Annotated in this window: 28 protein-coding genes and 3 tRNA genes; 18 read left to right on the forward strand and 13 right to left on the reverse strand. The window is 62.3% G+C overall.

Features of this window, described 5'->3' with window-relative positions:
• Nucleotides 1–17 precede the first annotated feature (17 nt).
• Complete coding sequence (locus ACUXV1_RS17125; protein ID WP_446016025.1) at nucleotides 18–401, forward strand: DUF1622 domain-containing protein; 384 nt, start codon at nucleotides 18–20, stop codon at nucleotides 399–401.
• Nucleotides 402–509: 108 nt separating this feature from the next.
• Here the strand turns inward: ACUXV1_RS17125 and topA are convergent, their stop codons facing one another.
• The 4 genes from topA to ACUXV1_RS17145 all read right to left on the reverse strand — a co-directional run bounded on the left by topA (nucleotide 510) and on the right by ACUXV1_RS17145 (nucleotide 5,678).
• Nucleotides 510–2,810 carry a type I DNA topoisomerase gene (topA, locus tag ACUXV1_RS17130; RefSeq protein WP_043635602.1) on the reverse strand — a complete coding sequence of 767 codons (2,301 nt, stop codon included), beginning with the start codon at nucleotides 2,808–2,810 and terminating at the stop codon, nucleotides 510–512.
• A 264-nt stretch (nucleotides 2,811–3,074) separates the two neighbouring features.
• Nucleotides 3,075–3,533, reverse strand: a complete 459-nt coding sequence (locus ACUXV1_RS17135; protein WP_043635604.1) for a DUF494 family protein — start codon at nucleotides 3,531–3,533, stop codon at nucleotides 3,075–3,077.
• 34 nt (nucleotides 3,534–3,567) lie between these two features.
• A complete protein-coding gene (gene dprA, locus ACUXV1_RS17140) occupies nucleotides 3,568–4,647 on the reverse strand; it encodes a DNA-processing protein DprA (protein WP_446016024.1) in 1,080 nt (359 codons plus the stop codon).
• Nucleotides 4,644–5,678 (reverse strand): LysM peptidoglycan-binding domain-containing protein, encoded by a 1,035-nt coding sequence (locus ACUXV1_RS17145; protein ID WP_081555031.1) that lies wholly within the window; start codon nucleotides 5,676–5,678, stop codon nucleotides 4,644–4,646. Before ACUXV1_RS17145 ends, dprA begins: the two co-directional genes overlap by 4 nt.
• Nucleotides 5,679–5,828: 150 nt before the next feature.
• Between ACUXV1_RS17145 and def the strand changes: the two genes are divergently transcribed.
• The 8 genes from def (at nucleotide 5,829) to ACUXV1_RS17185 (ending at nucleotide 14,468) form a co-directional block, all read left to right on the forward strand.
• Complete coding sequence (gene def / locus ACUXV1_RS17150) at nucleotides 5,829–6,332, forward strand: peptide deformylase (protein WP_203389513.1); 504 nt, start codon at nucleotides 5,829–5,831, stop codon at nucleotides 6,330–6,332.
• 37 nt (nucleotides 6,333–6,369) lie between these two features.
• Entirely contained in the window at nucleotides 6,370–7,290 is a 921-nt protein-coding gene (gene fmt, locus ACUXV1_RS17155) for a methionyl-tRNA formyltransferase (RefSeq protein WP_446016023.1), read from the forward strand.
• Nucleotides 7,291–7,324: 34 nt separating this feature from the next.
• Nucleotides 7,325–8,182 (forward strand): zinc metalloprotease HtpX, encoded by an 858-nt coding sequence (gene htpX / locus ACUXV1_RS17160; protein ID WP_043635619.1) that lies wholly within the window; start codon nucleotides 7,325–7,327, stop codon nucleotides 8,180–8,182.
• 96 nt (nucleotides 8,183–8,278) lie between these two features.
• The gene (gene rsmB, locus ACUXV1_RS17165; RefSeq protein ID WP_446016022.1) at nucleotides 8,279–9,529 is read left to right on the forward strand and encodes a 16S rRNA (cytosine(967)-C(5))-methyltransferase RsmB; all 1,251 of its coding nucleotides are present in this window, start codon (nucleotides 8,279–8,281) and stop codon (nucleotides 9,527–9,529) included.
• Nucleotides 9,492–10,088, forward strand: a complete 597-nt coding sequence (locus tag ACUXV1_RS17170) for a DUF4390 domain-containing protein (protein WP_043635627.1) — start codon at nucleotides 9,492–9,494, stop codon at nucleotides 10,086–10,088. Before rsmB ends, ACUXV1_RS17170 begins: the two co-directional genes overlap by 38 nt.
• Complete coding sequence (locus tag ACUXV1_RS17175) at nucleotides 10,088–12,196, forward strand: ATP-binding protein (protein WP_446016021.1); 2,109 nt, start codon at nucleotides 10,088–10,090, stop codon at nucleotides 12,194–12,196. Before ACUXV1_RS17170 ends, ACUXV1_RS17175 begins: the two co-directional genes overlap by 1 nt.
• On the forward strand, nucleotides 12,196–13,464 hold the full coding sequence (locus ACUXV1_RS17180) for a sigma-54-dependent transcriptional regulator (RefSeq protein WP_019100015.1): 1,269 nt from the start codon (nucleotides 12,196–12,198) through the stop codon (nucleotides 13,462–13,464). The genes ACUXV1_RS17175 and ACUXV1_RS17180 overlap by 1 nt, the downstream gene beginning before the upstream one ends.
• A 248-nt stretch (nucleotides 13,465–13,712) precedes the next feature.
• Nucleotides 13,713–14,468: a HesA/MoeB/ThiF family protein gene (locus ACUXV1_RS17185; protein ID WP_043635634.1), complete on the forward strand. Its 756-nt coding sequence runs from the start codon at nucleotides 13,713–13,715 to the stop codon at nucleotides 14,466–14,468.
• Nucleotides 14,469–14,515: 47 nt separating this feature from the next.
• On the opposite strand, the gene ACUXV1_RS17190 is transcribed toward ACUXV1_RS17185, so the two are convergent.
• From ACUXV1_RS17190 to ACUXV1_RS17210, 5 genes are all read right to left on the reverse strand, one after another.
• Nucleotides 14,516–15,001 (reverse strand): TlpA disulfide reductase family protein, encoded by a 486-nt coding sequence (locus ACUXV1_RS17190; RefSeq protein WP_446016020.1) that lies wholly within the window; start codon nucleotides 14,999–15,001, stop codon nucleotides 14,516–14,518.
• Nucleotides 15,002–15,056: 55 nt separating this feature from the next.
• The gene (locus ACUXV1_RS17195) at nucleotides 15,057–15,470 is read right to left on the reverse strand and encodes an acyl-CoA thioesterase (RefSeq protein ID WP_043635639.1); all 414 of its coding nucleotides are present in this window, start codon (nucleotides 15,468–15,470) and stop codon (nucleotides 15,057–15,059) included.
• Nucleotides 15,471–15,527: 57 nt separating this feature from the next.
• Nucleotides 15,528–15,896, reverse strand: coding sequence for a VacJ (locus tag ACUXV1_RS17200; protein ID WP_081555036.1), 369 nt, complete (start codon nucleotides 15,894–15,896; stop codon nucleotides 15,528–15,530).
• Between the two features lie 20 nt (nucleotides 15,897–15,916).
• A complete protein-coding gene (locus tag ACUXV1_RS17205; protein WP_081555037.1) occupies nucleotides 15,917–16,777 on the reverse strand; it encodes an energy transducer TonB in 861 nt (286 codons plus the stop codon).
• 147 nt (nucleotides 16,778–16,924) lie between these two features.
• Entirely contained in the window at nucleotides 16,925–17,392 is a 468-nt protein-coding gene (locus ACUXV1_RS17210; RefSeq protein WP_019100310.1) for a Dps family protein, read from the reverse strand.
• 99 nt (nucleotides 17,393–17,491) lie between these two features.
• On the opposite strand from ACUXV1_RS17210, the gene ACUXV1_RS17215 reads away from it, so the two are divergent.
• Nucleotides 17,492–17,788, forward strand: coding sequence for a DUF167 domain-containing protein (locus ACUXV1_RS17215; RefSeq protein ID WP_446016019.1), 297 nt, complete (start codon nucleotides 17,492–17,494; stop codon nucleotides 17,786–17,788).
• Here the strand turns inward: ACUXV1_RS17215 and ACUXV1_RS17220 are convergent.
• Complete coding sequence (locus ACUXV1_RS17220) at nucleotides 17,782–18,219, reverse strand: FxsA family protein (RefSeq protein WP_203389518.1); 438 nt, start codon at nucleotides 18,217–18,219, stop codon at nucleotides 17,782–17,784. The two genes, ACUXV1_RS17215 and ACUXV1_RS17220, sit on opposite strands and share 7 nt — an antisense overlap.
• A 258-nt stretch (nucleotides 18,220–18,477) precedes the next feature.
• Between ACUXV1_RS17220 and ACUXV1_RS17225 the strand changes: the two genes are divergently transcribed.
• The 6 genes from ACUXV1_RS17225 (at nucleotide 18,478) to ACUXV1_RS17250 (ending at nucleotide 20,399) form a co-directional block, all read left to right on the forward strand.
• Nucleotides 18,478–18,553 (forward strand) — tRNA-Lys (locus tag ACUXV1_RS17225).
• Between the two features lie 37 nt (nucleotides 18,554–18,590).
• A tRNA-Lys gene (locus ACUXV1_RS17230) sits at nucleotides 18,591–18,666 on the forward strand.
• A gap of 25 nt (nucleotides 18,667–18,691) precedes the next feature.
• Nucleotides 18,692–18,767, forward strand: a tRNA-Lys gene (locus ACUXV1_RS17235).
• A gap of 254 nt (nucleotides 18,768–19,021) precedes the next feature.
• Nucleotides 19,022–19,603: a biliverdin-producing heme oxygenase gene (locus ACUXV1_RS17240; protein ID WP_043635651.1), complete on the forward strand. Its 582-nt coding sequence runs from the start codon at nucleotides 19,022–19,024 to the stop codon at nucleotides 19,601–19,603.
• Nucleotides 19,600–20,034 (forward strand): YbaN family protein, encoded by a 435-nt coding sequence (locus ACUXV1_RS17245; protein ID WP_337883667.1) that lies wholly within the window; start codon nucleotides 19,600–19,602, stop codon nucleotides 20,032–20,034. The genes ACUXV1_RS17240 and ACUXV1_RS17245 overlap by 4 nt, the downstream gene beginning before the upstream one ends.
• A 35-nt stretch (nucleotides 20,035–20,069) precedes the next feature.
• The gene (locus ACUXV1_RS17250; RefSeq protein WP_019100592.1) at nucleotides 20,070–20,399 is read left to right on the forward strand and encodes a hypothetical protein; all 330 of its coding nucleotides are present in this window, start codon (nucleotides 20,070–20,072) and stop codon (nucleotides 20,397–20,399) included.
• A gap of 13 nt (nucleotides 20,400–20,412) precedes the next feature.
• Here ACUXV1_RS17250 and ACUXV1_RS17255 read toward each other — a convergent pair whose 3' ends face one another.
• Together ACUXV1_RS17255 and pyrE are read right to left on the reverse strand one after the other, a co-directional pair.
• Nucleotides 20,413–21,006 (reverse strand): DUF4124 domain-containing protein, encoded by a 594-nt coding sequence (locus tag ACUXV1_RS17255; protein ID WP_019100591.1) that lies wholly within the window; start codon nucleotides 21,004–21,006, stop codon nucleotides 20,413–20,415.
• Nucleotides 21,006–21,650, reverse strand: a complete 645-nt coding sequence (gene pyrE / locus ACUXV1_RS17260) for an orotate phosphoribosyltransferase (protein WP_019100590.1) — start codon at nucleotides 21,648–21,650, stop codon at nucleotides 21,006–21,008. The genes ACUXV1_RS17255 and pyrE overlap by 1 nt, the downstream gene beginning before the upstream one ends.
• 74 nt (nucleotides 21,651–21,724) lie before the next feature.
• On the opposite strand from pyrE, the gene ACUXV1_RS17265 reads away from it, so the two are divergent.
• Both ACUXV1_RS17265 and ACUXV1_RS17270 read left to right on the forward strand, forming a co-directional pair.
• Entirely contained in the window at nucleotides 21,725–22,501 is a 777-nt protein-coding gene (locus ACUXV1_RS17265) for an exodeoxyribonuclease III (RefSeq protein WP_039753942.1), read from the forward strand.
• The gene (locus ACUXV1_RS17270) at nucleotides 22,501–23,094 is read left to right on the forward strand and encodes an RBBP9/YdeN family alpha/beta hydrolase (protein WP_081555040.1); all 594 of its coding nucleotides are present in this window, start codon (nucleotides 22,501–22,503) and stop codon (nucleotides 23,092–23,094) included. Before ACUXV1_RS17265 ends, ACUXV1_RS17270 begins: the two co-directional genes overlap by 1 nt.
• Before the next feature lie 2 nt (nucleotides 23,095–23,096).
• Here the strand turns inward: ACUXV1_RS17270 and ACUXV1_RS17275 are convergent, their stop codons facing one another.
• Nucleotides 23,097–23,933, reverse strand: a complete 837-nt coding sequence (locus ACUXV1_RS17275; RefSeq protein WP_043592315.1) for a sulfurtransferase — start codon at nucleotides 23,931–23,933, stop codon at nucleotides 23,097–23,099.
• Between the last annotated feature and the right edge of the window lie 193 nt (nucleotides 23,934–24,126).

The following is a 24,126-nucleotide window of genomic DNA, read 5'->3' on the forward strand; positions in this document are numbered from 1 at the left end:
AACAAGAGGAAGCCGTCATGATGATGTCGCCTGTAGAGTCCGGAGTCGAGGAATGGGTGTTGAACATTGTGCTCTGGCTCAAGCTGGGTGTGGAAGCGCTGGGCGCTTTGGTGATAGGCGTGGGCATCTTGACCTTGGGCCTGCGTTACCTCCGCCGCTGTTTCAGCTCCAGCCATAATGATTACAACCAAGTGCGGCTCAGCTTTGCCCGTTTCCTGGCGTTGGCATTGGAGTTGCAACTGGCGGCCGATATCCTCTCCACCGCAGTGGCGCCCAGTTGGGACCAAATCGGCAAGCTTGGGGCCATCGCTGTGCTGCGCACCGCGCTCAATTATTTCCTGGGCAAGGAGATTCGCGAGACCGAGGCGGCGCGTCGATCGAATGAGCCGCCTGCCGTGTGACCCGGCGTTTGCGGGAGGAGAGGAATCTCGCCGCATATTCAGTTTGAGCCGGAATGAAAACAGCCCTGCGCGGGGTATCGCGCAGGGCTGTTTTCGTACGTGGAGGCCTTAAGCCGGCTCGGCTTCCTTGCCCTCCGGCGGTGCGATCACCTCGCTGTAACCACACTCCTTCTGCGGGCAGACTTTTTCAGTGCCGCGGCGCTTGGTGGTCTTGATGGTCAGGATGGGCCAATTGCATTTCGGGCAGGGCTCGGCCACCGGTGGGTTCCAGGTGGCGTATTTGCACTTGGGATAGGTATTGCAGCTGTAGAAGAGCTTGCCGTAGCGGCTCTTGCGTTCGATCAGCTGGCCAGCCTTGCATTCCGGGCACTCCACGCCGGTTTCGCGAGGCTTTTCCAGCGGTTCGATGTGCTTGCACTTCGGATAGTTGGCGCATCCGATGAACTTGCCGTAGCGGCCCTTCTTGATGTGCAGTTCGCCGCCGCATTCCGGGCAGCTGCGGCCCTCGATCACCGTCGGCGCTTCCGCTTCCTCCGCAGCCTGCTCGGCGGTTTCACCCATATTGCGGGTGTAATCGCAGTCCGGGTAGCCGGTGCAGGCGATGAAGCGGCCGCGTTTGCCGAATTTGATGGACAGCGGCTTGCTGCATTTTGGACAGGCTTCGTCCAGACTCTCGGTGGTGACTTCGGCGCGGGAAATGCTTTCCTTCTCGGCGATCTGCTTGGAGAAGTTTTTCCAGAAGCTGTCCATCACCGGCACCCACTCGCGCTGGCCGTTGGCCACTTCATCCAGCTGGTTTTCCAGCTTGGCGGTGAAGTTGTAGTCCACGTATTGCGCGAAGTGCTCGGTCAGGAATTTGTTGACGATGTCGCCGGTATCGGTGGGCAGGAAGCGCTTCTTGTCCAGCACCACGTATTCGCGGTCCTTCAGCGTCGAGATAATGCTGGCGTAGGTGGACGGACGGCCGATGCCGAATTCTTCCAGGGCCTTCACCAGCGAGGCTTCGGAGTAGCGAGGCGGCGGCTGGGTGAAGTGCTGGGTGCCGTACAGCTTGTCCACCGGCAGGGTCTCTCCCTCTTCCAGCAGCGGCAGCTTGGCGTTGTCCTCGTCCTCGGCGTCGTCGACGTCTTCTTCATACACGGCGAGGAAGCCGGCGAAGGTCTGAACCTGGCCGGTGGCGCGGAAGACGCCTTCGCCGACGGCGATGTCGATGCTGGTGGTGTCGAACTTGGCCGGGGCCATCTGGCAGGCCAGCGTCCGTTTCCATACCATGTCGTACAGCTTGAACTGATCCGAGGTCAGGAAGGGCTTGACCATGTCCGGGGTGCGCAGTATGGACGTGGGGCGGATTGCCTCGTGCGCTTCCTGGGCGTTCTTGGACTTGTTCTTATAGGCCACCGGGTTCTTCGGCAGATAATCTCCGTCGAATTTAAGGCCGATATAGCCGCGGATTTCCTCCACCGCCTCGTTCGCCAGCGCCACCGAGTCGGTACGCATATAGGTGATCAGGCCGACGGTGCCCTGGCCGATATCAATGCCCTCGTACAGCTGTTGGGCGGTGCGCATGGTGCGGTCGGTGGTCATCCCCAGCTTGCGCACGGCTTCCTGTTGCAGCGTGGAGGTGGTGAACGGCGCGGCCGGGCTGCGCGATTTCTTTTTCTTCTCGATGCTGCTGACCACCGCCGGGTGGCCCTCCAGCCTCGTCAGGATGCTGGCCTGTTCGGCTTCGTTGGGGATGTCGAACTGTTCCAGCTTCTTGCCGGCCATCGTGGTCAGCTTGGCGCCGAACTTGGTGCGGCCCTTGTGGCTGTCCAGATGCACCGACCAGTATTCCTGCTCGACGAAGGCGCGGATTTCGTTCTCGCGCTCGCAGATCAGCCGCAAAGCGGGGCTCTGCACTCGGCCGGCGGACAGGCCGCGGCGGATTTTCTTCCACAGCAGCGGCGACAGGTTGAAGCCCACCAGGTAGTCCAGCGCGCGGCGGGTTTGCTGCGCGTCCACCAGGTTTTGCGCGATCTCGCGCGGATTCTGGATTGCTTCCAGTACCGCGTTCTTGGTGATTTCGTGGAACACCACGCGCTGAGCGGTCTTGTTTTTCAGCAGCTTCTTGCTGTTGAGGATCTGCACCAGATGCCAGGAAATGGCCTCGCCTTCGCGGTCCGGGTCAGTTGCCAGGTAGATGTGCTCGGCGTCGCCCACGGCTTTGACGATGGCGTCGACATGCTTGCTGTTGCGCGCGATCAACTGGTATTTCATCGCGAACCCTTTTTCAGGGTCCACTGCGCCGTTCTTGGGCACCAGGTCGCGCACATGGCCGTAGGAGGCCAGGACTTCAAAGTCCGAGCCTAGATATTTCTTTAGCGTTTTCGCCTTGGAGGGCGATTCGACGATCAAGAGACTGGTGGGCATATTATCTTTTCGTATGTGCAATCGCCGGCGTGCCGGCCGGTCCGTCCGGACCGGGCGCTTCTGCGGAGCGGCAGAAGGGCGCCTGGCCCGTGCGTGGGCTGCTGCGTTCCCGTCGACAAGGGGATGAAGGCTTCATCCTAAAGTTTCGCGCCGACAGAAAATATATTCGTCAAATAAAACAAGAGCGCAAGAGCGCTCTTGGATTGGACGCCGGCATCGGCGTCCAAGGGCGGCATGTTAAGCCCGCTCCATGAGGCTGACAAGTCATTGCATGGTGGGTTCGCCATGCACGGCATCCAACAGCGCCTCGCCCAGCAAAATGGGCAGTTCCGCCTGTTGCGCCCACAACACCATCAAGGCCACCAGCTTGGCGCTGCCGACGTTGATGTCGTCGCCGTGCAGTTCCATCAGGCGGTCGATGACCATTTCGCGCTGTGCGGGAGTCAAGGCGCCGTGGTCCTCAAGAAACTGAAGCAGGCCGCGCACGTCGGCGGGCAGATGTTCCAGTTCGTCTTCGGCGTAAACGCGCATGCCGCTGGCTTCGTTGGCGCCGACGTAAACGCTGTCGTCCAAGCCGCTGATGCCATCCAGCCAATCCAGCGCGTCGTTGATCTCCTCGTCCTCGAAACCGGCGGCCTCCAATTGGCGCATCAGCGCGCCGCGGTCGCCAAAAGCGTCCGGATCGCGGAATTGTTCAAACAGGAAGGCGAGTACGTCAAACATCAATCTATCTTCTTAAAGTGCGGGTTAGCGCGGTTCAGCCCAGGGTCAGGCGCTGAAAAAGCCCGCCGGGATGGCTGGCCACCAGGCCGGCCAGCTCAAGTTCGAGCAGCATCGCGTAAAGCTCCCCCACAGTCAACCCGAGCGTGGTCGAAAGCGCATCCATACTGATGGGGTCAAATCCCATGGCTTCAAGCAGCGGCGATTCCGCGACGGGGGCCGCCGGTTTGGCGCGGGGGTGTTTGCGTTGCAGCCTGCCGACTTCGTCCAGCACGTCGTCCACGGTTTCCACCAGCTTGGCGCCGTCCTTGATCAGCCGGTGACAGCCGCGAGACTGGGGGTTGTGGATGGAGCCGGGGATGGCCATCACCTCTCGATTGTTCTCCATCGCCAGCCGCGCGGTGATCAGCGAGCCGGATCCGGTATTTGCCTCCGCCACCAGGCAGCCGCGGCTGAGGCCGGCGATGATGCGGTTGCGGCGCGGAAAATGAGCGGCCAGCGGCCCCATGCCCAGCGCGAACTCGGACAGGATCAATCCTTCTTCGGCGATGCGGTGCGCCAACTGGCGGTTGCTGGCTGGATAGACGCGGTCTATGCCGGTGCCGACCACGGCGACCGTGGCGGACGGCTGCCCGAGCGCGCCGTGATGAGCCGCGGCGTCGATGCCGCTGGCCAGGCCGCTGACGATGCAATAGCCGTGTTCCGCCAAGTCGCGGGAGAAGCTCTCCGCGTTCTGCTTGCCCTGCGGGGTAGCGGCGCGGCTGCCCACGATGGCGAGCATGGGTTCGGCCAGTAGTTCGCGCCTCCCGCGGGCAAACAGCAGCGGCGGCGGCGCGTTGGATTCGGCCAGTTGCGGCGGGTAGTCGTCGTCCAGCAGCGACACCAACTGGCAGCCCGGCGTCTGCGCCCACTCCAGCGCCGCTTCGGCGGAGGCGGCGGCCTCGCGGCGCTGCAGGGCGTCGGCCGCTTCTTTGCCGATCAAGGGCTCCGTTTGGCGGCTATTCGCATTCAGGGCGGCGTCCGCGCCGCCGAAGGCGTCGATCAGCCGGAGAAAGCCGGCCGGGCCGATGCCGGGGGTCAGCGCCAGCAACAGCCAGTCGTGCGGCGGAGTTTTCATTCTTGCTCGGGGCTGGCCACGCCGTCGCCCACGTAGATCGGACCGCGGCTGTCCAGCACCAGCGCGTAGGAGACTTTATCGAATACGCGGTAAACAAAGGCGTTGCCGGATCGTTCCGCGGGCAACGTCACGGTGCGCTTGCCCTGCTCGTCCTTGATTTCCAGCGGGCGTCCTTTTTTGAACAGACCGAACACGTGGCCGTTTTCGACGCCCTGCGACTGGCCCAGATTGAGTACAATAGTGGAGTATTGCGCCGCGCCGTCCACACCGTTGTAGACCGAGACCACCTTGCCGCTCAGATGAGAGTCAGCGGGGTGCGGAGCGTAGTTGTTGAAGCTTTGCAGCGGAGCCCGCATCAGGTGGTCGCCCACCAGGATTTCTTCGCTGACGCTTCTGACTTTCAGAGTCTGAACTTCGCCTTGGGGCTTGTCGGCGGTCAGGTCGCCGCTGTAAGTCGCCTCTACGCCCAGCACTTTCTTGGTGTCCGGATCCAGCAGGGGTTTGCCCAGCCGGTAAGCTTGCCAGGTGCCGGCCTCGTTGACTCCGGTGGCGTAAACCCGGTCTCCGGTGGCGAGGGTGAGATGGTCTTCCGGTCCGGCAATCAGCTTGGGCGATTGCAGGAACTGCGCCATGTCCACCACTAGCGGCCGTTTGAGGAAGGGCTCGATGGCCGAGGCGGGAATGCTGGCCACCGCCTGGTCCAGCATCTCGACACGGGCCTGCGGCGACAGTTTGACTTCGCGCTGAGCGCCGCGCGCCAGCGACAGCCGTGGCTGGCCGTCCACATAGTCCAGCGCCAATACGTCGCCCGGGTAGATCCAGTGCGGGTTCTTGATTTCGCCTTGGTTCATCCGCCACAGGCGGGGCCATTTCCAGGGGCTGTTCAGGTAGCGCCCGGAAATGCTCCACAGCGTGTCGCCGCGCTTCACGGTGTAGCGGCTGGGCGCATCCGCTTTCAGTTGCAGGTCTGCAGCGAAACCGGGCACGGCGAGCCCGAGGGCCAAGGCGAAGGATATAATGCTTTTACGCATGGGAAATGCCCCAATATGAAGGTGGACGGACACCTGCGGGGGGTGGCCCGCATGCAACGAATCGCGTTTCGAACATGTCTATTATCGGCGTGCCGATTGCGATACGACAACTTGATGAGTGATTGAAACGATGGGGAGTCATTAAATCCGATGGCATTGTTGAATATTTTGCATTACCCGGATGAACGGCTGCACACCGTGGCCAAGCCGGTGGAGGTCTTCGACGAGGCCTTGCAGACGCAGATCGACAATATGTTCGAGACCATGTACGAAGCCAAAGGCATCGGCTTGGCCGCGACTCAGGTCGATTTCCACCACCGTCTGGTGGTGATGGATATTTCCGAGGAAAGAAACGAACGCCGCGTGTTCATCAACCCGGAAATCCTGAGCAAGGACGGCGAGACGGTGTATGAAGAGGGCTGCTTGTCCGTGCCTGGCATTTACGACAAAGTGACCCGCGCCGAGCACGTCAAGGTGCGCGCGCTGGGCCGCGACGGCAAACCGTTCGAACTGGAAGCCGACGGCCTGCTGGCGATCTGCATCCAGCACGAGATCGACCATCTGGACGGCAAGGTGTTTGTCGAATACCTGTCGCAGATGAAGCAGACCCGCATCAAGACCAAGCTGAAAAAGCGTGAAAAACAGAATATGTGACGGCGGCGCCGTGGGCGCCCTGTCCGGAATGGTTTGAATGAAATTGATTTTTGCCGGTACGCCGGAGTTTGCCGCCGCCGCGCTGCGCGAGTTGATCGCCGCCGGCCATGAAATCGCCCTGGTGCTGACCCAGCCGGACCGTCCGGCGGGCCGCGGCATGAAATTGAAGCCCAGCCCGGTCAAGGAAGTCGCGCTGGAGCACGGTCTGCGCGTGGAGCAGCCGGCTTCCCTGCGCAATGACGAAGCGCAGCAGATGCTGCGCGGCATCGGCGCCGACCTGATGGTGGTGGCCGCTTACGGGCTGATCCTGCCGCAGGCGGTGTTGGACATTCCCGAGCGCGGCTGTTTGAACATCCACGCCTCCTTGCTGCCGCGCTGGCGCGGCGCGGCGCCCATCCAGCGCGCCATCTTGGCGGGCGACGCCGAAACCGGCATTACCATCATGCAGATGGATGTGGGCCTGGACACCGGCGACATGCTGTCCATCCATCCGGTGGCCATTGCCGCCGACGAGACCGCCGCCACGTTGCACGATAAGCTGGCCGCGGAGGGCGCGCGCGCCATCGTGTCCACGCTGGCCGGGTTGGAGACGATTCGGCCGGTCAAGCAGCCGGAGGCGGGGGTCACTTACGCGCAGAAGCTGAGCAAAGCAGAGGCTCTGGTGGACTGGAACCTGCCGGCGGAAGATGTCGCTCGGGCCATCCGCGCCTACAATCCTGCCCCCGGCGCGCATACGCTGCTGGCCGGCGAGGCGCTGAAACTGTGGATGGCCGTCGCGGAAGCCGGCCAAGCCGAGCCCGGCCTGGTCATCGCCGCGGATGCGGACGGCGTGTTGGTGGGCTGCGGTTCCGGCCTGGTGCGGCTGACGGTGTTGCAGGCGGCTGGCGGCAAGCGCTTGGCCGCGCGTGACTTCGTTGCGGGCAGAAGCCAACTGACGGGCACGCGTTTGGGTGTGTGATCGGTTCGACTGAAGCGAGATGAAAGGGTAGGGGATGACGGACAACTGGTTCAAGACCACCTTGCTGATGGCGGCGATTCTGGCCTTGTTCGCCGTGATCGGCGGCATGATAGGCGGCAAGAGCGGCATGATTCTGGCGCTGTTGTTTGGCGGGGCTATGAATGTGTTCGCCTGGTGGAATTCCGACCAGATGGTGCTGCGCATGTACAACGCGCAGGAGGTGGACGCCCAGAGCGCGCCGGAATTCTACGGCATGGTGGCGGAACTGGCGCAGCGCGCCGGCCTGCCTATGCCGCGCGTCTATGTGATCCATGAAGAGCAGCCCAACGCCTTCGCCACCGGCCGCAGTCCGGAGCACGCGGCGGTGGCCGCCACCAGCGGCATCATGCGCATGCTGGACTATCGCGAGCTGCGCGGGGTGATGGCGCACGAGCTGGCCCACGTCCAGCACCGCGACACCTTGATCTCCACCATTTCCGCCACCATGGCCGGCGCGATTTCCGCGCTGGCCAACTTCGCCATGTTCTTTGGCGGCCGCGATGAGAACGGTCAGCCAGTGGGTTTGTTGCCGCGTTTGGCCATCGCCCTGTTGGCGCCGTTGGCCGCCAGCCTGATCCAGATGGCGATTTCCCGCGCGCGCGAATTTGAAGCCGACCGCGGCGGCGCCGAGATTTCCGGCGATCCGCTGGCTTTGGCTTCCGCCTTGCAGAAGATCGAATACTACGCCCAGGGCATCGTGATGCCCACCGCCGAGGCGCATCCGGAAACGGCGCAGATGATGATCATCAACCCGCTGTCCGGCGGCGGCGGAATGGGGGATCTGTTCCGCACCCATCCGCAAACCGCGGACCGCATAGAACGGCTGCAAGCGATGGCGCGCGGCGTATATTAATTGAAGAGCGTCGGGCGGCCGCCGCGCCGTCTGGATCGCCCAAGGCCAATGCCGTCCGGCATTGGCCTGTTTGTTATGGTTTGATAGAAAGCACCCATGCATCATATTCAGCAGTTGGCCGCCAATATTCTGTTGCGCGTCGAATCCGGAACCAACCTGACCGAGGCGCTGGCCGAAGCTCAACGCAAGGCGCCGGAGTTGACGCCGTCCGAGCGCGGCGCTTTGCAGGATTTGACCTATGGCAGCCTGCGTCATTTGGCGCGACTGCGTTTTTATCTGCGCCAGTTGGTGGCCAAGCCCTTGCCTGAGCCGGTGTTGGAGCGGGTGTTGATCGTGGCTTTCTATCAATTGCTGCACACCCGCGCCGCTGAGTACGCCGTGGTGAACGAGGCGGTGACCCTGGCCAGCCGGCTGGCCAAGGGCAATTTCAAGGGGCTGGTCAACGGCGTGCTGCGCAACTTCCTGCGGCAGCGCGCGGCCTTGGAGCGCGCTGCGGAAAGAGACATCGAAGCCAGCTTCAACCACCCGTTGTGGTGGATCAAGGGTTTGCAGCGCGCTTATCCCGATGCCTGGCAAGCCATTCTGGACGCCGACAACGGCCATCCGCCGATGACTTTGCGCGTCAATCGCCGCCATGGCGACGCCGCGGCCTATCTGGAGCGGCTGCGAGCCGCCGGGCTGGACGGCGAGGCGCTGGACGGCGGTTCAATCAAGCTGGCGCGGCCGGTGAATGTACGCGAGCTGCCCGGCTTCGCCGACGGCGAGGTGTCGGTGCAGGACTGGGGCGCGCAGCAGGCGGCGCATTGGCTGGATCTGCACGCCGGCCAGCGGGTGCTGGACGCCTGCGCGGCGCCCGGCGGCAAGACTGGCCATATCCTGGAGAGCGCCAATGTCGAAGTCACCGCGCTGGACATCGACGAGCAGCGCTTGCAGCGCGTGGCGGACAATCTGGAGCGCATTGGCGCCACCGCGCGGCTGCATGTGGCCGACGCCGGCCAGCCGGCGAGCTGGTGGGACGGCCAGCCCTTCGACCGCATCCTCGCCGACGTGCCTTGCTCCGCCAGCGGCGTGGTGCGCCGTCATCCGGACATCAAATGGCTGCGCCGCCCGGGCGATTTCGCCGCGCTGGGCGTGCAGCAAGCTGCGATGGCCGATGCGCTGTGGCCTTTGCTCGCCTCCGGCGGCAAAATGCTTTACGCTACGTGCTCCATTTTCCCTGAAGAGAATCAGCAACAGCTAGACTCCTTTCTGAAACGCCATGCGGATGCCGCGTGCCTGAGACAGGAGCAGTTGCTTCCTTGTGAGCGTCATGACGGCTTTTATTACGCGTTGCTTGAAAAACGTTAGCCTGCTGCTGTGCTTGCTGGCCGGCCTCGCCATGGCGGCGCAGGCGGAGACCATAGGCTCGCGTCGCGCTGAAGCAGAGGTGACGACGGACGGCCAGCTGTCCGTCAGCACCCGTTTTCAAACGCGGCTGACGCCCAGCCTCAGCGATGCGCTGGAGCAGGGCGTGGTGTTGCCGTTTCGGCTGGAGTTCCAACTGACCAAGCCGCGGCTGACCGCTTACTATCTGAACTTCAGCGAGTGGTTCGATCCGCACGCCCAACTCGGCTTCAAGCTGTCCTATCAGTCGCTGACCAATCGCTATCGCGTCACCATCGGCGGCCTCTCCAATTATTATCCCACCCTGCGCGAGGCGCTGGGCGCGGTGGGCGCGATCCAGGGGTGGCGAGTTCTCAACTCTGGCACCTTGGACCCGCGGGCCCCGGGGCGCGTTGCCGGCCAGGTGCGGCTATTGCTGGACATCGGCGAGCTTCCCAAACCATTCCAACTGAACGCGCTGGGCTCGGCGGATTGGTCCCTGTCGTCCGACTGGATCAAGCTGGACGTAAAGGATGGTGGCTGATGCGCTACGCTGGGGTCGCGCTGGCGACGCTGGGCGCCATCCTGCTTTATCTGCTGGCCTTGGCCACCGGTAACGCATCCAAACTCAACGAATACTACTGGTGGGTGTTCGGCCTGAACGGCCTCTTGCTCGCCACGCTGCTGGGCGTGGTGGCCCGCCAGTTGCTGCGGTTGCGCCAGCGGGTGCGGCAACGGGTGTTCGGCGCCAAGCTGACCCAAAAGCTGGTGATGATGTTCGCGGTGGTGGCCTTGGTGCCGGGCATTCTGGTGTTCACCGTTTCCGCCCAGTTCCTGACCCGCAGCATCGAAAGCTGGTTCGACGTCCGAGTCGAGTCGGCGCTGGAGCGCAGCCTGGGCCTGGCGCGCAATTCGCTGCAGTATGTGCAGGAGGATCTAGGCCGCCGCGCGCGTTCGGTTCAGGACGATATCGAATCCTTGCCTGAAAGCCTATTGCCGGCGCGGTTGGAGCGCTTGCGCGAGCAATTGGGATTGCGCGAACTTGCTGTCTATACCCGCAGCGGTCAGTTGCTGGCCTTCGCCGGCGGGCTCAGCGAGCGAGCGCCTCCTTCGTTGTCGCGCGAGAGCATAGGCAAGCTCAAACCGCGCCAGACGCTGGACAGTTTCGAGAACGACGGCGGCAGCGGCCTGGTGCTGAAGTCGCTGCTGATTTACCGCAATCTGGACAGCCAGCAGCGTGTGTTGCAAGCCCTGCAATCCGCGCCCGGACGCATTGCCCAGGACGCGGAGCAGATCGAGACCGCGCGGGCGGAATATCGCCAGCTATTGTTGGGCCGGGAAGGGCTGACCACCTTCTACATGCTGACCCTGGCCTTGTCCGCGCTGTTGGCGCTGACCGCGGCGCTGGCCTTCGCCCTATTCCTGTCCGAGCGACTTTCCGCTCCCTTGTCCGAGTTGGCCGCCGGCACCCGGGCAGTGGCGCAGGGCGACTTTTCCAAACGTCACCCAGTGTATCGGCGCGACGAACTGGGCATGCTGACCACCTTGTTCAACCGGATGACTCAGCAGCTGGAGGACGCGCGTCTCGCCGCGGACCTCAGCCGCAGCGAACTGGAAAGCAGCAAACTTTATCTGGAAAGCATTCTGGCCAACCTGAGCGCCGGGGTGATCGCCTTCGGCGCCGATTGGCAGCTGCGCGCCGCCAATACCAGCGCTTCTCGCATTCTGGGCGTGGATTTCGCCGAAGTATCCGATCAGGACTTCCCGCACTGGGCCACGTCGATTCCGGCGGTGGCGCCGTTGGTGGAGTGTGTGCTGGAGTACGCGTCCAAGAACAGCGACAGCGACTGGAAAACTCAGCTCAATTATTTGACGGTCCAGGGCGAGCGCACCTTGCTGGTGCGGGGCGCCCATCTGCCGGAAGCGTCCGCGGTGGGTTACGTGGTGGTGTTCGACGACATCACGGAACTGGCGCGCGCCCAGCGCGACGCGGCTTGGGGCGAGGTGGCCAAGCGGCTGGCGCACGAGATCCGCAACCCGCTGACGCCGATCCAACTGTCGGCCGAACGCCTGGCGATGAAGCTGCAGGACAAGCTGGCGGGAGGCGACGCCGACATGCTGCGCCGCTCCACGGACACCATCATCAAACAGGTGGGCGCGCTCAAGGCCATGGTGGACGCGTTTCGCGATTACGCGCGCGCGCCGCGCACCAAGTTGACCGAATTGGACCTGAATCAAGTGGTGCGGGAGGTGATGGCTCTTTACGAATCCAACTCTGCTGTTAAGATGGCGCTTGATGAAAGGCCGTTGATGATCATGGCGGATGCGGCATTGTTGCGGCAGGTTTTACATAACCTGATTCAGAACGCGCAAGATGCGGTCCTTGACGTTGACATCCCGATGATTCAAATTAGCAGCCGAAAAGAAGAAGGCAATGCGCTCGTTTGCGTGGAGGATAATGGTCCGGGCTTTGCTCCGGAGATCCTGCAACGCGTGTTCGAACCCTATGTGACCAGCAAGACCAAAGGTACCGGTCTTGGCCTGGCGGTGGTCAAAAAGATTCTTGAAGACCATCACGGGCAGATCAAAGTGGGTAACCTCGAACCAAACGGCGCGCGCATCCTTCTCTCCCTGCCATTGCTGGAGGCCTAATGCGTAGCAGCGATATTTTGATTGTTGACGACGAGATCGGTATCCGTGAATTGCTCTCCGAGATACTGCAGGATGAGGGGTACACCGTCGCGCTGGCGGAAAACGCCGAGGTAGCCAGACAGTTGCGCAACCAGACGCGTCCAGCGTTGGTGTTGCTGGACATTTGGATGCCGGATTGCGACGGCGTGACTTTGCTCAAGGAATGGGCCAAGTCCGGTCAGCTGAACATGCCGGTGGTGATGATGTCCGGTCACGCCAGCATAGACACCGCGGTGGAGGCGACTCGCATCGGCGCTTTCGACTTCCTCGAGAAGCCGATTGCGCTGCAAAAGCTGCTGACCACCGTACAGCGAGCGCTGAAGTACGGCGACATGCAGGCCAACACCTCGTTGAACCTGGACAAGCTGGGCCGCAGCGAGCCGATCCAGGAACTGAAGCGGCAATTGGAGCGCGTGGCCAAGGTCAAGTCGCCGGTGTTGCTGACCGGCGAGCCCGGTTCCGGCTTCGAACTGGTGGCGCGCTTCTTCCATCAGGGCAATACCCCGTGGGTGACGCCGGCCAAGCAGGAGCAATTGGCGGACGCCCCGCTGGAGCTGCTGCAAAAGGCCAATAACGGCGTGCTGTTCCTGCCGGAGATTGGCCAGTACGGCCGTCGCGTGCAGCAAGGCCTGCTGTTCCTGCTGTCCAAGCTGGACCGCTTCAATGTGAGGCTGCTGTGCTCTTGCAGCCGTCCGCTGCAGGAATTGCTGGTGGATCCCGAGTGCGACAACCGGTTGCTGACGGCCTTGTCCAGCGTGATCGTGCCGATTCCGCCGCTGCGCGAGCACTCCGAAGACATCATCTTCATCGCCGAGCAGATTCTGACCGAGTTGGTGGAGTCCAAGCAGGTGCCGGCGCGCAAGCTGACCACGGCCGCGCTCAACGCGCTGCGCCAGTACGACTGGCCGGGCAACCTTGAGCAGTTGCGCAGCATCATCAAGAGCCTGGCGCTGACTTCCGAGTCGGATGAAGTGGACGCGGGCGAAGTCAACAAGGTGCTGGCTCAGTTCCGTCACGAGAAGCCGGTGGAGGAGTCTGGTTTCGATTTCAACATGCCGCTGCGCGAGTTGCGCGAACAGTTGGAGCGCCGTTACTTCGAATACCATATCTCGCTGGAGAACGGCAATATGAGCCGGGTGGCGCAGAAGGTCGGCCTGGAACGCACCCATCTGTATCGCAAGCTCAAGCAGTTGGGCATCAAGTTCGCCCGCAAGACGGTGGAAGAATAAGCCCGCTTTGCTGTTTGACGCATAAGAACGTGTTTACGATCTCGCGAGCTAAGGCGAGCCAAGGCGTTGAGGCTTAGAAAGCGGAATGTGCATGTGGTACATGAACATTTCGAATGTTGCTCTAGTCCAAACACAATTCCGCTGACGCGTAGCAGATCGAAAACAGTTTATAAGGCCAGCCGCATCCCGGCTGGCCTTATGCTTTTGGGCGATGGCGCAACGGCGTTGTTCGGATTAGGCTAGCAATCATGATTGAACTCAACGATGAGGCGCTTTTGCGCTATAGCCGGCACATTCTGCTGCCGGAGATCGACATTGTCGGCCAACAGCGGCTGAGCCGGGCGCGGGTGCTTATCGTCGGCGCAGGCGGTCTGGGCTCGCCGGTGGCGCTTTATCTGGCCAGCGCCGGAGTAGGACAGATCAGCATCGCCGACGACGACGTGGTCGAGCTGTCCAATCTGCAGCGTCAGATTGTTCATGACAGCGACAGCCTGGGGCGTTTGAAAGCGGAGTCCGCCGCCGAGCGGATGCGCCGCATCAATCCCGAGGTGGACGCGCGGCCGCTGGCGCGGCGGCTGGACCAAGCGGCTTTGGATGAGCTGGCGGCCGGTCATGACCTGGTGCTGGACTGCAGCGACAATTTCACCACCCGACATGCGGTGAACCGCGCCTGTGTGGCAGCCGGCACGCCGCTGGTGTCGGGCGCGGCGGTGCGTTTCGCCGGCCAACTGGCGGTGTTCGATCCACGCGACGCGGCGTCGCCTTGCTATCACTGCCTGTTTCCGGACGAGGGGGAGGCCGGCGACGGGCCATGTGCGACTTTTGGCGTGTTGTCGCCGTTGGTTGGGGTGATAGGAAGCCTGCAGGCGGTGGAAGCGGTCAAGCTTTTGGCGGGCATCGCGCCGCATTTGGGGCGGTTGACCCTGTATGACGGGCTGAGCGGAGAGTTCCGCCAGATCAAGGTGCCGCGGGATCCGGCTTGCACGGTGTGCTCCGCGCGATGAGAAACGCCCCGCGGACCGGGGCGTTTATTTTTGAGGGGGGGGGGGGCTCACAGGTGCTGCTGCACCAGCTTGCGCACCTCCTCGAAGTCCATCACGCCGACATAGCGTTTGATGATCTTGCCCTGTTTGTCGATCAGGAACGTGGTTGGCGCTAATTGGATGTCGCCGAAAGCCTTGGCGATCTGGCCGTTGCTGTCCAGCGCCACGAAGAAGGGCAGCTGGTATTTGTCCACGAAGCTTTTCACGTAATTGGGCGGGTCGTAGCTCAGCGCCACCGCGATGGTTTCATAGCCCTTGCCGGCGAATTCCTGATGCATCTTCTTGATTTCCGGCATTTCCTCTACGCAGCCAGGGCAGCTGGTGGCCCAGAAATTGACCAGCACCACCTTGCCTTTGAGCGACTCGGTGCTGGCGGCCTGGCCGTTGAGCGAGGTGTAATTGACCTGGGGCGCCGGCGAGCCGGCAAACAGCGCCATGTAGGCGACAACGGCGACCAGCGCGACGCCCAGCAGCGCGAGCAGACCTTTCTTCATTTTCTTGTCCTGCGGTAAAGTCCGGGCGCGGCCCGGATGGTTCATGCCATGACGATCAAGCCTGTTCGGCCAGCATTTGTTCCAGTAGTTCCTTCAGCTTGCCGTCCAGCGCCACAGCCTTGCCTTGTTTGGCGTCAAACACGGCGAAGGTGACGTCGGCCTCGGCCACCAGTTTGCCGTTGCCTGCCAGGTTCACGCGCTGATGCATCACTGCACTGCGGGTGCCTATGCTCTTGACTCCGGTTTCGATCACGAGCTCGTCGCCCATGGTGGCAGGGTAGCGGTAGTCGATATTGATGTTGACGACTACCAGCGCCAGGCCGGACTGCAGGAACCAGGGGAGATCCCCGCGGCTCTCGAAGTAGTTCCAGCGCGCCTCTTCCAGAAACTCCAGATAACGGGCATTGTTGACGTGGCCGTATAGGTCCAGATGGTAGCCACGCACTTTGATCTTGGTATTGTGCTGCATGATGGTGTTTCTCCCTTGCTCGTGATGGCGCCCGGCGACGCCGTGGCGCGCGTATGCTTATTCGCCCAGTTCCAGCGGCACGAAGGCCTCGCGCTCCAGCGCCTCGTCGACAAGATCGGTGACGATGGAATGGATTTCCAGCGAGAACCATTGTTGGAACAGTTCCAGCGAAAGTTCTTCCGGCCACAGGGCGTCATCCTCGCACCAGTCGGCCAGCTCGGCTTGGAACAGCTGTTGATACCGTTCGAAAACGAAGGCTTGGGCGTCGGCGTAATCTTCCGCCGCCGGGATCAGCAGGGCGTTGCAGTCCTGGCCCAGGTGCGCCAACGAGATCTCCTCATCCAAGCCGCCGGGCAATGATTGCAGCCAGGCGTGGAAGGGGGCGAGGGGGCGGATCAGGGCGATACTGCGATTGACTTCGTACATAGAGATTCCTTGATGATGTGTCAGCGACTGGATAGTTGGTTGTCGCGAGTGAAAACGAATTTTTGACGAATGCGTTGCGAGCTGTATTGTTCCGCGAGCGACGCCGGGAACGGCGGGTAGGGCGCGGCCAGTTCCACGATGCGACGCGCGGCCTCATCCAGCACGCCGAAGCCGGAACTGCGCAGCACGCGCACCTCGCGGAGGCCGCCGTCGGCGGCGATCAGCACTTCCAGCGTCACCGCGCCGTGAATGTTCTGGCGGCGAGCGGCTTCCGGGTAGTTGAGGTTGCCGATGCGCTCCACTTTGAGTCGCCAGTCTTCCTGATAACGGGCCCAGGGGTAGCCGCGGGCGCTTTCGGCCAGCTTGCCCTGTTTGCCGCCGCTTTCCTGTTCGTTGTCGGCGAGACCGCTGTCGCCCAATTGCCGGCTCATCTCTCCGACCTGGGCCAGCAGGCTGCCGGCGCTGACATGTCCGACCGTGCCGGATTGAGAGGGCGGCAGTGCAGGCTTTTTGCCTGCCTCCGGGGGGCGGGCGATGGTTTGTTGCCGCGGGGAGGCGTCGGCGGGTTCGGGCGTGCCGGGATCGGCCGGGGCGGCGACTGGCTTAGCGCGATGGCTGGCAAGCTTGTCCGTCTGTGCGCTGTTGCCCGCGCCCAGGTTGTTCTGTTCCGCCAGCCGGCGGGTTTTGGGCGTCAGCCGGCTGGGTGTCTGGTTCAACTGCACATTGATGATTTGGGCGGAGGCGGGAGGGGGCGGGCTGGAACGCGGGCGCATCTCCAGGCTGAACAGCAGCGCATGGACCAGCAGCGAGGCGAGCAGCGTCAAGCACAGCGGCAGCATGGTGGCGCTGGAGGACGTGGACGAGGACGGGCTAGTGGACATGGATGGCTGTTGGCTTTCACCGGGTAAGCGGAGTTCGCCGCGGCTGTCGCCGCAGGCGGAACCGAGTGCAGCTGAAAGTGTAGCACGGCGGCCAGCAAAAACGCCGCGCTGAGCGCGGCGTGGCGGATGCCTTAGGGTCTGCGGATATTATTTTTCCAGCAGGCTGCGCAGCATCCAGGCGGTCTTCTCGTGAACCTGAAGGCGCTGGGTCAGCAGGTCGGCGCTGGGCTCGTCCGAAGCGCGCTCAACCACGGCGAAAATGCTGCGCGCGGTGCGACATACGGTTTCATGGCCGTCCACCAGTTGGCGGATCATTTCCTCGGCTTTGGGCGGGGCGCCGGCGGCTTCCTGGATCGCAGTCAGTTTGGCGTAGTCGGCGTAGCTGCCCGGCGCGTGGTGGCCCAGGGCGCGGATGCGCTCGGCCACGGCGTCCACTGCCAGAGCCAGTTCGTTGTACTGGGTTTCGAACATCAGGTGCAGGGTGTTGAACATCGGCCCGGTGACGTTCCAGTGGAAGTTGTGGGTTTTCAGATACAAGGTGTAAGTGTCGGCCAGCAGGCGGGACAAGCCATGAGCGATTTCCTGGCGGTCTTGTTCGTTGATTCCAATATCCATCGCGATATCCTCATAAGTGAAGGGAGAGCCGACGCCTCGTCGGCTGACGCCGGCGCTGGGTCTTTTGGACTACACTCTCCCGATTTGCGGGAAAAAATCATGAAACCTTGGCTGGACTGCCGTAACGGCACTATCCGTCTTACTCTGCACGTGCAGCCCGGCGCCAAGAAAACCGAGGCGGGGGGAGAACATGGAGACTGCCTGAAAATACGCTTGGCGGCGCCGCCGGTGGACGGCAAGGCCAATGCGGCCCTGCTGGCCTGGCTGGCGCAACGCTTCTCCGTGGCCAAGCGCGACGTCCAACTATTGTCCGGCGACAAGAGCCGGCGCAAGGTGGTTTTGCTTCAGTGCGAGGCCTCTGAAGAGGACGCTCTGCAGCGGCTGGACCTTCAGTGAAGGCGCCGGTCGGGCGGAGTGGTTTTGTCCACCCGAGTATATTCTCCATCAATGATGTCGGGGTCGGCGGCGGGACCGGGCCCCTGCGCCGAGTGGGTATTGACGGCGATGCTGGGGCCTTTGAAAGGCAGCAGCAATAGTACGGCGGCCAGGTCGCTGATGACGCCTGGTATCAGAAACAACAAGCCCGCCAGCAAGTAGCGCAGCGGCCAGAGCAAGGAATACAGCGATACCCGGTCGCCCTGGCGCATCACGCTGCCCAAGGTGAACAAGGCGCCGATCTGCTGATTGCGCAGCATCCACAGGCCCAGCAAGGAAGACAGTACGACGAACAGGAAAACGGCTAAACCTCCAAAGCGATCCGCCAAAGCCACCAGGGCGGCGATTTCTGCGAAGGGGTACAGCAACAGCAGGATGAGGAAGGTGCGCATGGGCAACTGAATCCGATAAGTGGGTGTCGCGATCAAGACGACGGACGAGTCAATCTGATCCCTTGTTGTACACATGGGTATGGCTGGGCGGCTTTCAAGGCCGGCTTGAAATTATCGTTCGGGCTTAGATGATATCTTGACGCTTCGGTTCCCGTTTCAATCCGGCTTTCCCGTGCGTGTCAGTGTCATTCTCATGAAAAAAAATACAAAAACCCGTTGACGACCCTGAACTGTTTCATTATAGTTGCGCTCTCTCTTGGGTCGTTAGCTCAGCTGGTAGAGCAGCGGACTTTTAATCCGTTGGTCGCAGGTTCGAATCCCGCACGACCCACCAGTTTCCGATACTGGAAATTGCCAAGAGTTTTGTTCGAGGGTCGTTAGCTCAGCTGGTAGAGCAGCGGACTTTTAATCCGTTGGTCGCAGGTTCGAATCCCGCACGACCCACCACGACAAACTCTTAGCGCTTAGGCTCGGGTCGTTAGCTCAGCTGGTAGAGCAGCGGACTTTTAATCCGTTGGTCGCAGGTTCGAATCCCGCACGACCCACCAAATTTATAGCAATCAGGCCAGTTCGCGAGAACTGGTCTTTTTGTTTTTGCTTTACCTCCCGTGTTCTGTGTTTCCTCTCCCCCATGTTTGTCTGCGCCTTGACGGGTCTCGGTGCGTCAATGGCCTTGCTATGGTAAATTTGATAATGATTGTAAGAATCATTCGCATTATAATGGCGAGTTAACCGCATCATCCCGCCGTCCGCGCTGTCGAGCGCGGACCTTCGGTTTCGCATCAAATAGGAAACGCAGAGCATGACTACCGTTGTCGAGAACACCCGCACCCAGGACCTGAAAGCCCGCACCCACGAAACGCACGATGCGCTGGACCAACGCATCATGGCGAATCAGCCGTTCGCCACTCGTGAAAACTACGCGCGCTTTTTGCTGGCGCAATACCGCTTTCTGCGAGACGCCGACGCGCTTTACGACAATCCTGAGCTGGCGCGCTTGTTCCCGGATCTGGCCGAGCGCCGTCGTTACGACAGCATCGCCGCCGATCTGCGTGATCTGGACCGGCCGCTGCCGGAATTGCGCGAAGCGCCGATCAGCAGCACGCTGGACGTGGCGAGCGCGATGGGTTGGCTCTACGTGGTAGAGGGTTCCAAACTGGGCGCGGCAATTCTTTACAAGCTGGCTGGCAAGTTGGGCTTGGATGAGAACTGCGGCGCTCGCCACCTGGCCGGCCATCCGGATGGCCGCGCTCGTCACTGGCGCGCCTTCACCGCCGTGTTGGACGGCTTGCAACTGGACGAGGCGGCCGAGCAGCGCGTTACCGCCGGCGCGGTGGCTGCGTTTGCCTGCATGAACCGTCATCTGGATCAGGTGTACGCTTGAGTCATCCCGCGCGGCACCCCGCGGTGCGCTGGTTCTACTTGTGCGCCGGCGTGGCGATGCTGGTCTTGGGTATTATCGGCGCGCTGTTGCCAGTGATGCCCACTACGATCTTCCTGATTTTGGCGCTAGCCTGCTTCAGCAAGTCCTCCCCGCGGCTGGAGCAGCGGCTATTGGCGCATCCGCGTTACGGACCGGGGCTGCGCCGCTGGCGCGAGCAGCGCGTGGTGCCGGTCAAGGCCAAGTGTTTTGCCGCGCTGGGCATGGGCATGGGTTTCGCCGCTCTGCTGCTGACGCGGCCGCCGCACTGGGTCCCGTGGCTGGTTGGAGCGATTGAGCTGAGCGTCTTGCTTTATTTGTTGTCGCGGCCTTCGCATGTGAAGCCGGTCTTTGCGCCGCAGCCGGATTTAGCCAAAACGCTTCCGCCGCGTTAAGCTTGCGCATCTACACCAAAAACGGGAGCTGTGTGATGAAGGTAAACGGAATCGTAGCGGTCTTGGCCGCACTGGCGTTGCCGGCGCTGGTTTTGGCGCAGACGGCGGATGAACAGCTGTTGGCGGCACAGATGTACTACCAGCAAGTGCGCGGCACGCAGCAAAAGGCGGATGCGCGTTTGGCGCAGGCCGAGTCCGACAAGGTTAAGGCGGAACAGCGTTTGGCGGAAGCGCAGGCGGGCTTGAGCGGGGCCAACGCGGAATTGGAGGCGGCGAAGTCGGCTCAAGCCGCCGCGGCGCAGATCAGCGAGGCGGCCACCAAGGCCTTGAACGAGGCTTGGCAGCGCAAGGACAGCGGACAGTAATGCGACCGGCGCGCTATTCGCCGCGTAATTGCCGGTAACGGTTCAGATCGTTCTGGGTTTTTTGGCGGAATGCGGCCAGCTCCTGTTGCTTGATGGAGATCTGCTTGGCCAGTTCGCTTTGTTCCGACTGCAGCACATGCAGATTGCGTTGGCTGTTTTGCGGTGGCGCTTGTTTGTTGCGCAGGCTATGGGCAATGTCCTGCTGAATGCCTTGAATCTGCAGCGTCAGGCCGCGGGCGCGTTGTTGTAGCGCGTCCAGCGCGCTTTGCAGCACAGCCTGTTGTTTGGCCCGCTCGGCTTGCAGTTGCTGCAGGTTGGCGTAGCTTTCCACCAGCGCGTTGTCGCGGCGGGTATTTTCCAGTTGATGGGCGTCGCGTTGTTTTTGCGCCGCTTCGGCGGCCTCTCGCGCTTGGCGCGCGGCGGGGCTTTCCGCCGGTTTGGTGACGGAACCCTGCTTGGAAAGCTCGGCAACGCCCTGCTGCTGACTCTGGAGCGGAGGCGAGTCGCTGTAATGCACTTTGCCGGACTCGTCCACCCACTTGTAGAGTCCGCCGGCATAGGCGACGGTTCCCAGTATCAGCAGCGCGAATCCGGCAAGCGGTTTCATCAGTCGTTGACTCCGTATTGCGCCCGGTAGGCGCGCACTGCGTCCAGGTGCGCCGCCAGTTCCGGACTATGTTCCAGGAAGCCGAGCAGGTCTTTCAGCGTGGCGATGGCGATGACCGGCAGGCCATGTTGCTGGGCTACTTCCTGCACCGCCGATAATTCGCCGCTGCCTCGCTCCATGCGGTCCAATGCAATGGCCACCCCCGCCGGTTCGGCGCCGGCGGCGCGGATCAATTGCACCGATTCGCGCACCGAGGTGCCGGCCGAGATCACGTCGTCGATGATCAGAACCTTGCCTTGTAGCGGGGCGCCCACCAGGGTGCCGCCTTCGCCGTGGTCCTTGGCTTCCTTGCGGTTGTAGGCGAAGGGCACATTGCGGCCTTGCTCCGCCATGGCCATGCACGCGCCGGCTGCCAGGATGATGCCTTTATAGGCCGGACCGAAGAGCATGTCGAATTGCACGCCGCTTTCCAGTATCGACTTGGCGTAGAAGCGGGACAAGTTCAAAGTGGACAGGCCGTCGTTGAACAGGCCGGCGTTGAAGAAGTAGGGTGACTTGCGGCCGGCCTTGGTGATGAACTCGCCAAACTTCAAAACCTGCTTGTCGAGCGCAAAACGAATAAAATCCTGACGGAAATCGCTCATCGTTACTCCTTATTAACTGTTAACTGTTTGAACGGCTGAAAAAATTGCCGGCAAGCATATCACGGGAGAGTCTCTTGCTTCGAATCGTTTCCGCTAATTTGAACGGCATCCGCTCCGCCGATAAAAAAGGTTTCTTTGACTGGTTGGCCGGCATAGACGCCGACTTTGTCTGCGTGCAGGAACTGAAGGCCCAGGCGGCCGACTTGTCCGAACGCATGCGACAGCCGGACGGGATGACCGGTTACTTCCACTATGCGGAAAAGAAAGGTTATAGCGGCGTGGGCCTGTATACCCGTCATCAGCCGGATGCGGTGGTGGAGGGATTGGGCGTTGATTGGATCGACGCCGAAGGCCGTTTTCTGCAACTGGACTTCGGCAATCTCAGCGTGATTTCACTGTATCTGCCGTCAGGCTCCAGCAGCGATGAGCGCCAGCAAGTGAAATTCGATTTTCTGGACGTGTTCATGCCGCATCTGGAAACGCTGCGCGCGGCCGGCCGCGACATCGTGATCTGCGGCGACTGGAACATCGCTCATAACGAGATCGATCTGAAAAACTGGAAGGGCAATCTGAAGAACTCCGGCTTCCTGCCGGAAGAGCGCGCCTGGATGACCGACTTGCTGGACCGCGTGGGCTGGTGCGACGTGTGGCGCCGCCTGTACCCCGACACGCCGGGCTACACATGGTGGAGCAACCGCGGCCAGGCTTACGCCAAGGATGTGGGTTGGCGCATCGATTACCACATTGTGACGCCGTCGTTGATGGCGCAAGCTCGCAGCGCCTCGGTATATAAGGACGAGAAGTTTTCCGATCATGCGCCGCTGATCGTCGATTACGAGCGGAGCCTGTGATGTTGGACGAGGACGACGTCACCTTGATCACGGTGCCGGGGTGGGGCAACTCCGGCGCCGAACACTGGCAGACCAGTTGGGAGCGCTGCTATCCGTTGGCGCGCAGAGTGGAGCAAGACGATTGGCTGTACCCGGAATGCGAGGCTTGGGTAGAGGGCATCAGGCGCACGCTGGAGCAGGTGCCGGGCCGCTGGCTGCTGGCGGCGCACAGCCTGGGCTGTCATGCGGCGGCGGCCTGGCTGCGCACCTTGTCCCTGTCTGAACAGAAGCGCTTGCAAGGGCTGTTGCTGGTGGCACCGCCGGCCTTGCCCATCAGCGAGGCGCGGGCGCGCGCCAGCGGCGAATTGCCGGATGACGCGCCCTTGCCTACGTTTGCCGGCTTCAGTGCGCCCACGCTGCGCTTGCCCGCCCCCGCCTTGCTGGTGGCCAGCCGCGACGACTTGTTCTGCGAGATGGCGGAGGCGGAGGCGATGGCCCGCGTTTGGGGCTGTCCCTTGGTTGACGCCGGCGCGAATGGGCATTTAGGCAGCGCCGCGCGTCTTGGGCATTGGCGCTTCGGCCAGGATCTGCTGCAGGAACTGATGCTGGCCTGAGTCTAGCGGGCGACCGGCCGCGTCGGATCGCTGCACCACTCGCTCCAGGAACCGGGGTAGAGCCGGGCGCCTTCGAAACCGGCGTGACGCATCGCCAGCAGGTTGTGGCAGGCGGTGACGCCGGAGCCGCATTGATGAACGATGCTCGTCGGATCGGCGTCGCCAAGCACGGCCAGCCATTCGGCGCGTAGTTGTTCCACCGGCTTGAAGCGGTTGTCGGCGTCGACGTTGTGCATGAAGAAGCGATTGGCCGCGCCGGGGATATGGCCGCCCACCGGGTCCAGTGTTTCGCCTTCGCCGCGGTAACGTTCGGCGGAGCGAGCGTCTACCACGGTGAAAGCCGCTTGCTCGATATTGGCCAGCACGGCGGAGGCGTCGACGGTGTCTTCAAGCGCCGGCCTGATCGAGAAACGGCAGGGGCGGCGTTCCGCGGCCTGCTTGTCTAGAGCGTAGCCGGCCCGGGTCCAGGCTTGGATGCCGCCGTCCAGTACCGCAACCGCGGAGTGCCCCAGCCAGCGGAGCAACCACCAGGCGCGGGCAGCGTATTGCCCGGCGGCGTCGTCGTAGGCGACGACCTGGGTGTCCGGCGTGATGCCGATTGCTCCGAAGTCCACGGCCAAGCGGCTGCCGTCGGGCAGCGGATGACGGCCGTTTTCGCCGGTCTTGCTGCCGGAAAGGTGGTACTCCAGATTCAGGTAATGCGCGTTTGGCAGATGGCCGGCTTCATAGACGGTCAAGCCATAATCCGCTTGTTCCAGCCGGAAGCGGCAATCCAGAATCACAAGGCGTTCAGCCGGCAGAGCCGCCAGTTGTTCCGCGGAGATCAAGGTTTGGTGCATGGCATTCCTCTTTCAGATTGGGGAGGTGGGGCTGCTGGTCCTGCGCTTGTCGAATCCGTTGCCTGGTTAGCGGCATTGGGCGTGTTGATCCGGCCTTTTACGATGCGGAAGACCGCCAGCGGGTCTCAGAACCTGTTTACGATCTGCTACGTGTCGTGGAGCGTTGCACGGTGGGCGCGTCTTCAAAATGCTC

Source organism: Chromobacterium sp. W521 (genome assembly GCF_052805975.1).

Excerpts from the sequence above, each read along its gene's own strand:
- fmt (WP_446016023.1), top strand. The coding sequence starts at position 6,370 with ATGAAATTGATTTTTGCCGGTACGCCGGAGTTTGCCGCCGCCGCGCTG.
- ACUXV1_RS17125 (WP_446016025.1), top strand. The coding sequence starts at position 18 with ATGATGATGTCGCCTGTAGAGTCCGGAGTCGAGGAATGGGTGTTGAAC.
- ACUXV1_RS17220 (WP_203389518.1), bottom strand. The coding sequence starts at position 18,219 with ATGCGCACCTTCCTCATCCTGCTGTTGCTGTACCCCTTCGCAGAAATC.
- ACUXV1_RS17255 (WP_019100591.1), bottom strand. The coding sequence starts at position 21,006 with ATGAAACCGCTTGCCGGATTCGCGCTGCTGATACTGGGAACCGTCGCC.
- ACUXV1_RS17145 (WP_081555031.1), bottom strand. The coding sequence starts at position 5,678 with ATGCGTAAAAGCATTATATCCTTCGCCTTGGCCCTCGGGCTCGCCGTG.
- topA (WP_043635602.1), bottom strand. The coding sequence starts at position 2,810 with ATGCCCACCAGTCTCTTGATCGTCGAATCGCCCTCCAAGGCGAAAACG.
- ACUXV1_RS17270 (WP_081555040.1), top strand. The coding sequence starts at position 22,501 with ATGTTGGACGAGGACGACGTCACCTTGATCACGGTGCCGGGGTGGGGC.
- ACUXV1_RS17240 (WP_043635651.1), top strand. The coding sequence starts at position 19,022 with ATGACTACCGTTGTCGAGAACACCCGCACCCAGGACCTGAAAGCCCGC.
- htpX (WP_043635619.1), top strand. The coding sequence starts at position 7,325 with ATGACGGACAACTGGTTCAAGACCACCTTGCTGATGGCGGCGATTCTG.
- pyrE (WP_019100590.1), bottom strand. The coding sequence starts at position 21,650 with ATGAGCGATTTCCGTCAGGATTTTATTCGTTTTGCGCTCGACAAGCAG.
- ACUXV1_RS17200 (WP_081555036.1), bottom strand. The coding sequence starts at position 15,896 with ATGTACGAAGTCAATCGCAGTATCGCCCTGATCCGCCCCCTCGCCCCC.
- ACUXV1_RS17275 (WP_043592315.1), bottom strand. The coding sequence starts at position 23,933 with ATGCACCAAACCTTGATCTCCGCGGAACAACTGGCGGCTCTGCCGGCT.
- ACUXV1_RS17205 (WP_081555037.1), bottom strand. The coding sequence starts at position 16,777 with ATGTCCACTAGCCCGTCCTCGTCCACGTCCTCCAGCGCCACCATGCTG.
- ACUXV1_RS17215 (WP_446016019.1), top strand. The coding sequence starts at position 17,492 with ATGAAACCTTGGCTGGACTGCCGTAACGGCACTATCCGTCTTACTCTG.
- ACUXV1_RS17210 (WP_019100310.1), bottom strand. The coding sequence starts at position 17,392 with ATGGATATTGGAATCAACGAACAAGACCGCCAGGAAATCGCTCATGGC.
- ACUXV1_RS17135 (WP_043635604.1), bottom strand. The coding sequence starts at position 3,533 with ATGTTTGACGTACTCGCCTTCCTGTTTGAACAATTCCGCGATCCGGAC.
- def (WP_203389513.1), top strand. The coding sequence starts at position 5,829 with ATGGCATTGTTGAATATTTTGCATTACCCGGATGAACGGCTGCACACC.
- ACUXV1_RS17250 (WP_019100592.1), top strand. The coding sequence starts at position 20,070 with ATGAAGGTAAACGGAATCGTAGCGGTCTTGGCCGCACTGGCGTTGCCG.
- ACUXV1_RS17170 (WP_043635627.1), top strand. The coding sequence starts at position 9,492 with ATGACGGCTTTTATTACGCGTTGCTTGAAAAACGTTAGCCTGCTGCTG.
- ACUXV1_RS17185 (WP_043635634.1), top strand. The coding sequence starts at position 13,713 with ATGATTGAACTCAACGATGAGGCGCTTTTGCGCTATAGCCGGCACATT.
- ACUXV1_RS17190 (WP_446016020.1), bottom strand. The coding sequence starts at position 15,001 with ATGAAGAAAGGTCTGCTCGCGCTGCTGGGCGTCGCGCTGGTCGCCGTT.
- ACUXV1_RS17195 (WP_043635639.1), bottom strand. The coding sequence starts at position 15,470 with ATGCAGCACAATACCAAGATCAAAGTGCGTGGCTACCATCTGGACCTA.
- dprA (WP_446016024.1), bottom strand. The coding sequence starts at position 4,647 with ATGAAAACTCCGCCGCACGACTGGCTGTTGCTGGCGCTGACCCCCGGC.
- ACUXV1_RS17175 (WP_446016021.1), top strand. The coding sequence starts at position 10,088 with ATGCGCTACGCTGGGGTCGCGCTGGCGACGCTGGGCGCCATCCTGCTT.
- rsmB (WP_446016022.1), top strand. The coding sequence starts at position 8,279 with ATGCATCATATTCAGCAGTTGGCCGCCAATATTCTGTTGCGCGTCGAA.
- ACUXV1_RS17180 (WP_019100015.1), top strand. The coding sequence starts at position 12,196 with ATGCGTAGCAGCGATATTTTGATTGTTGACGACGAGATCGGTATCCGT.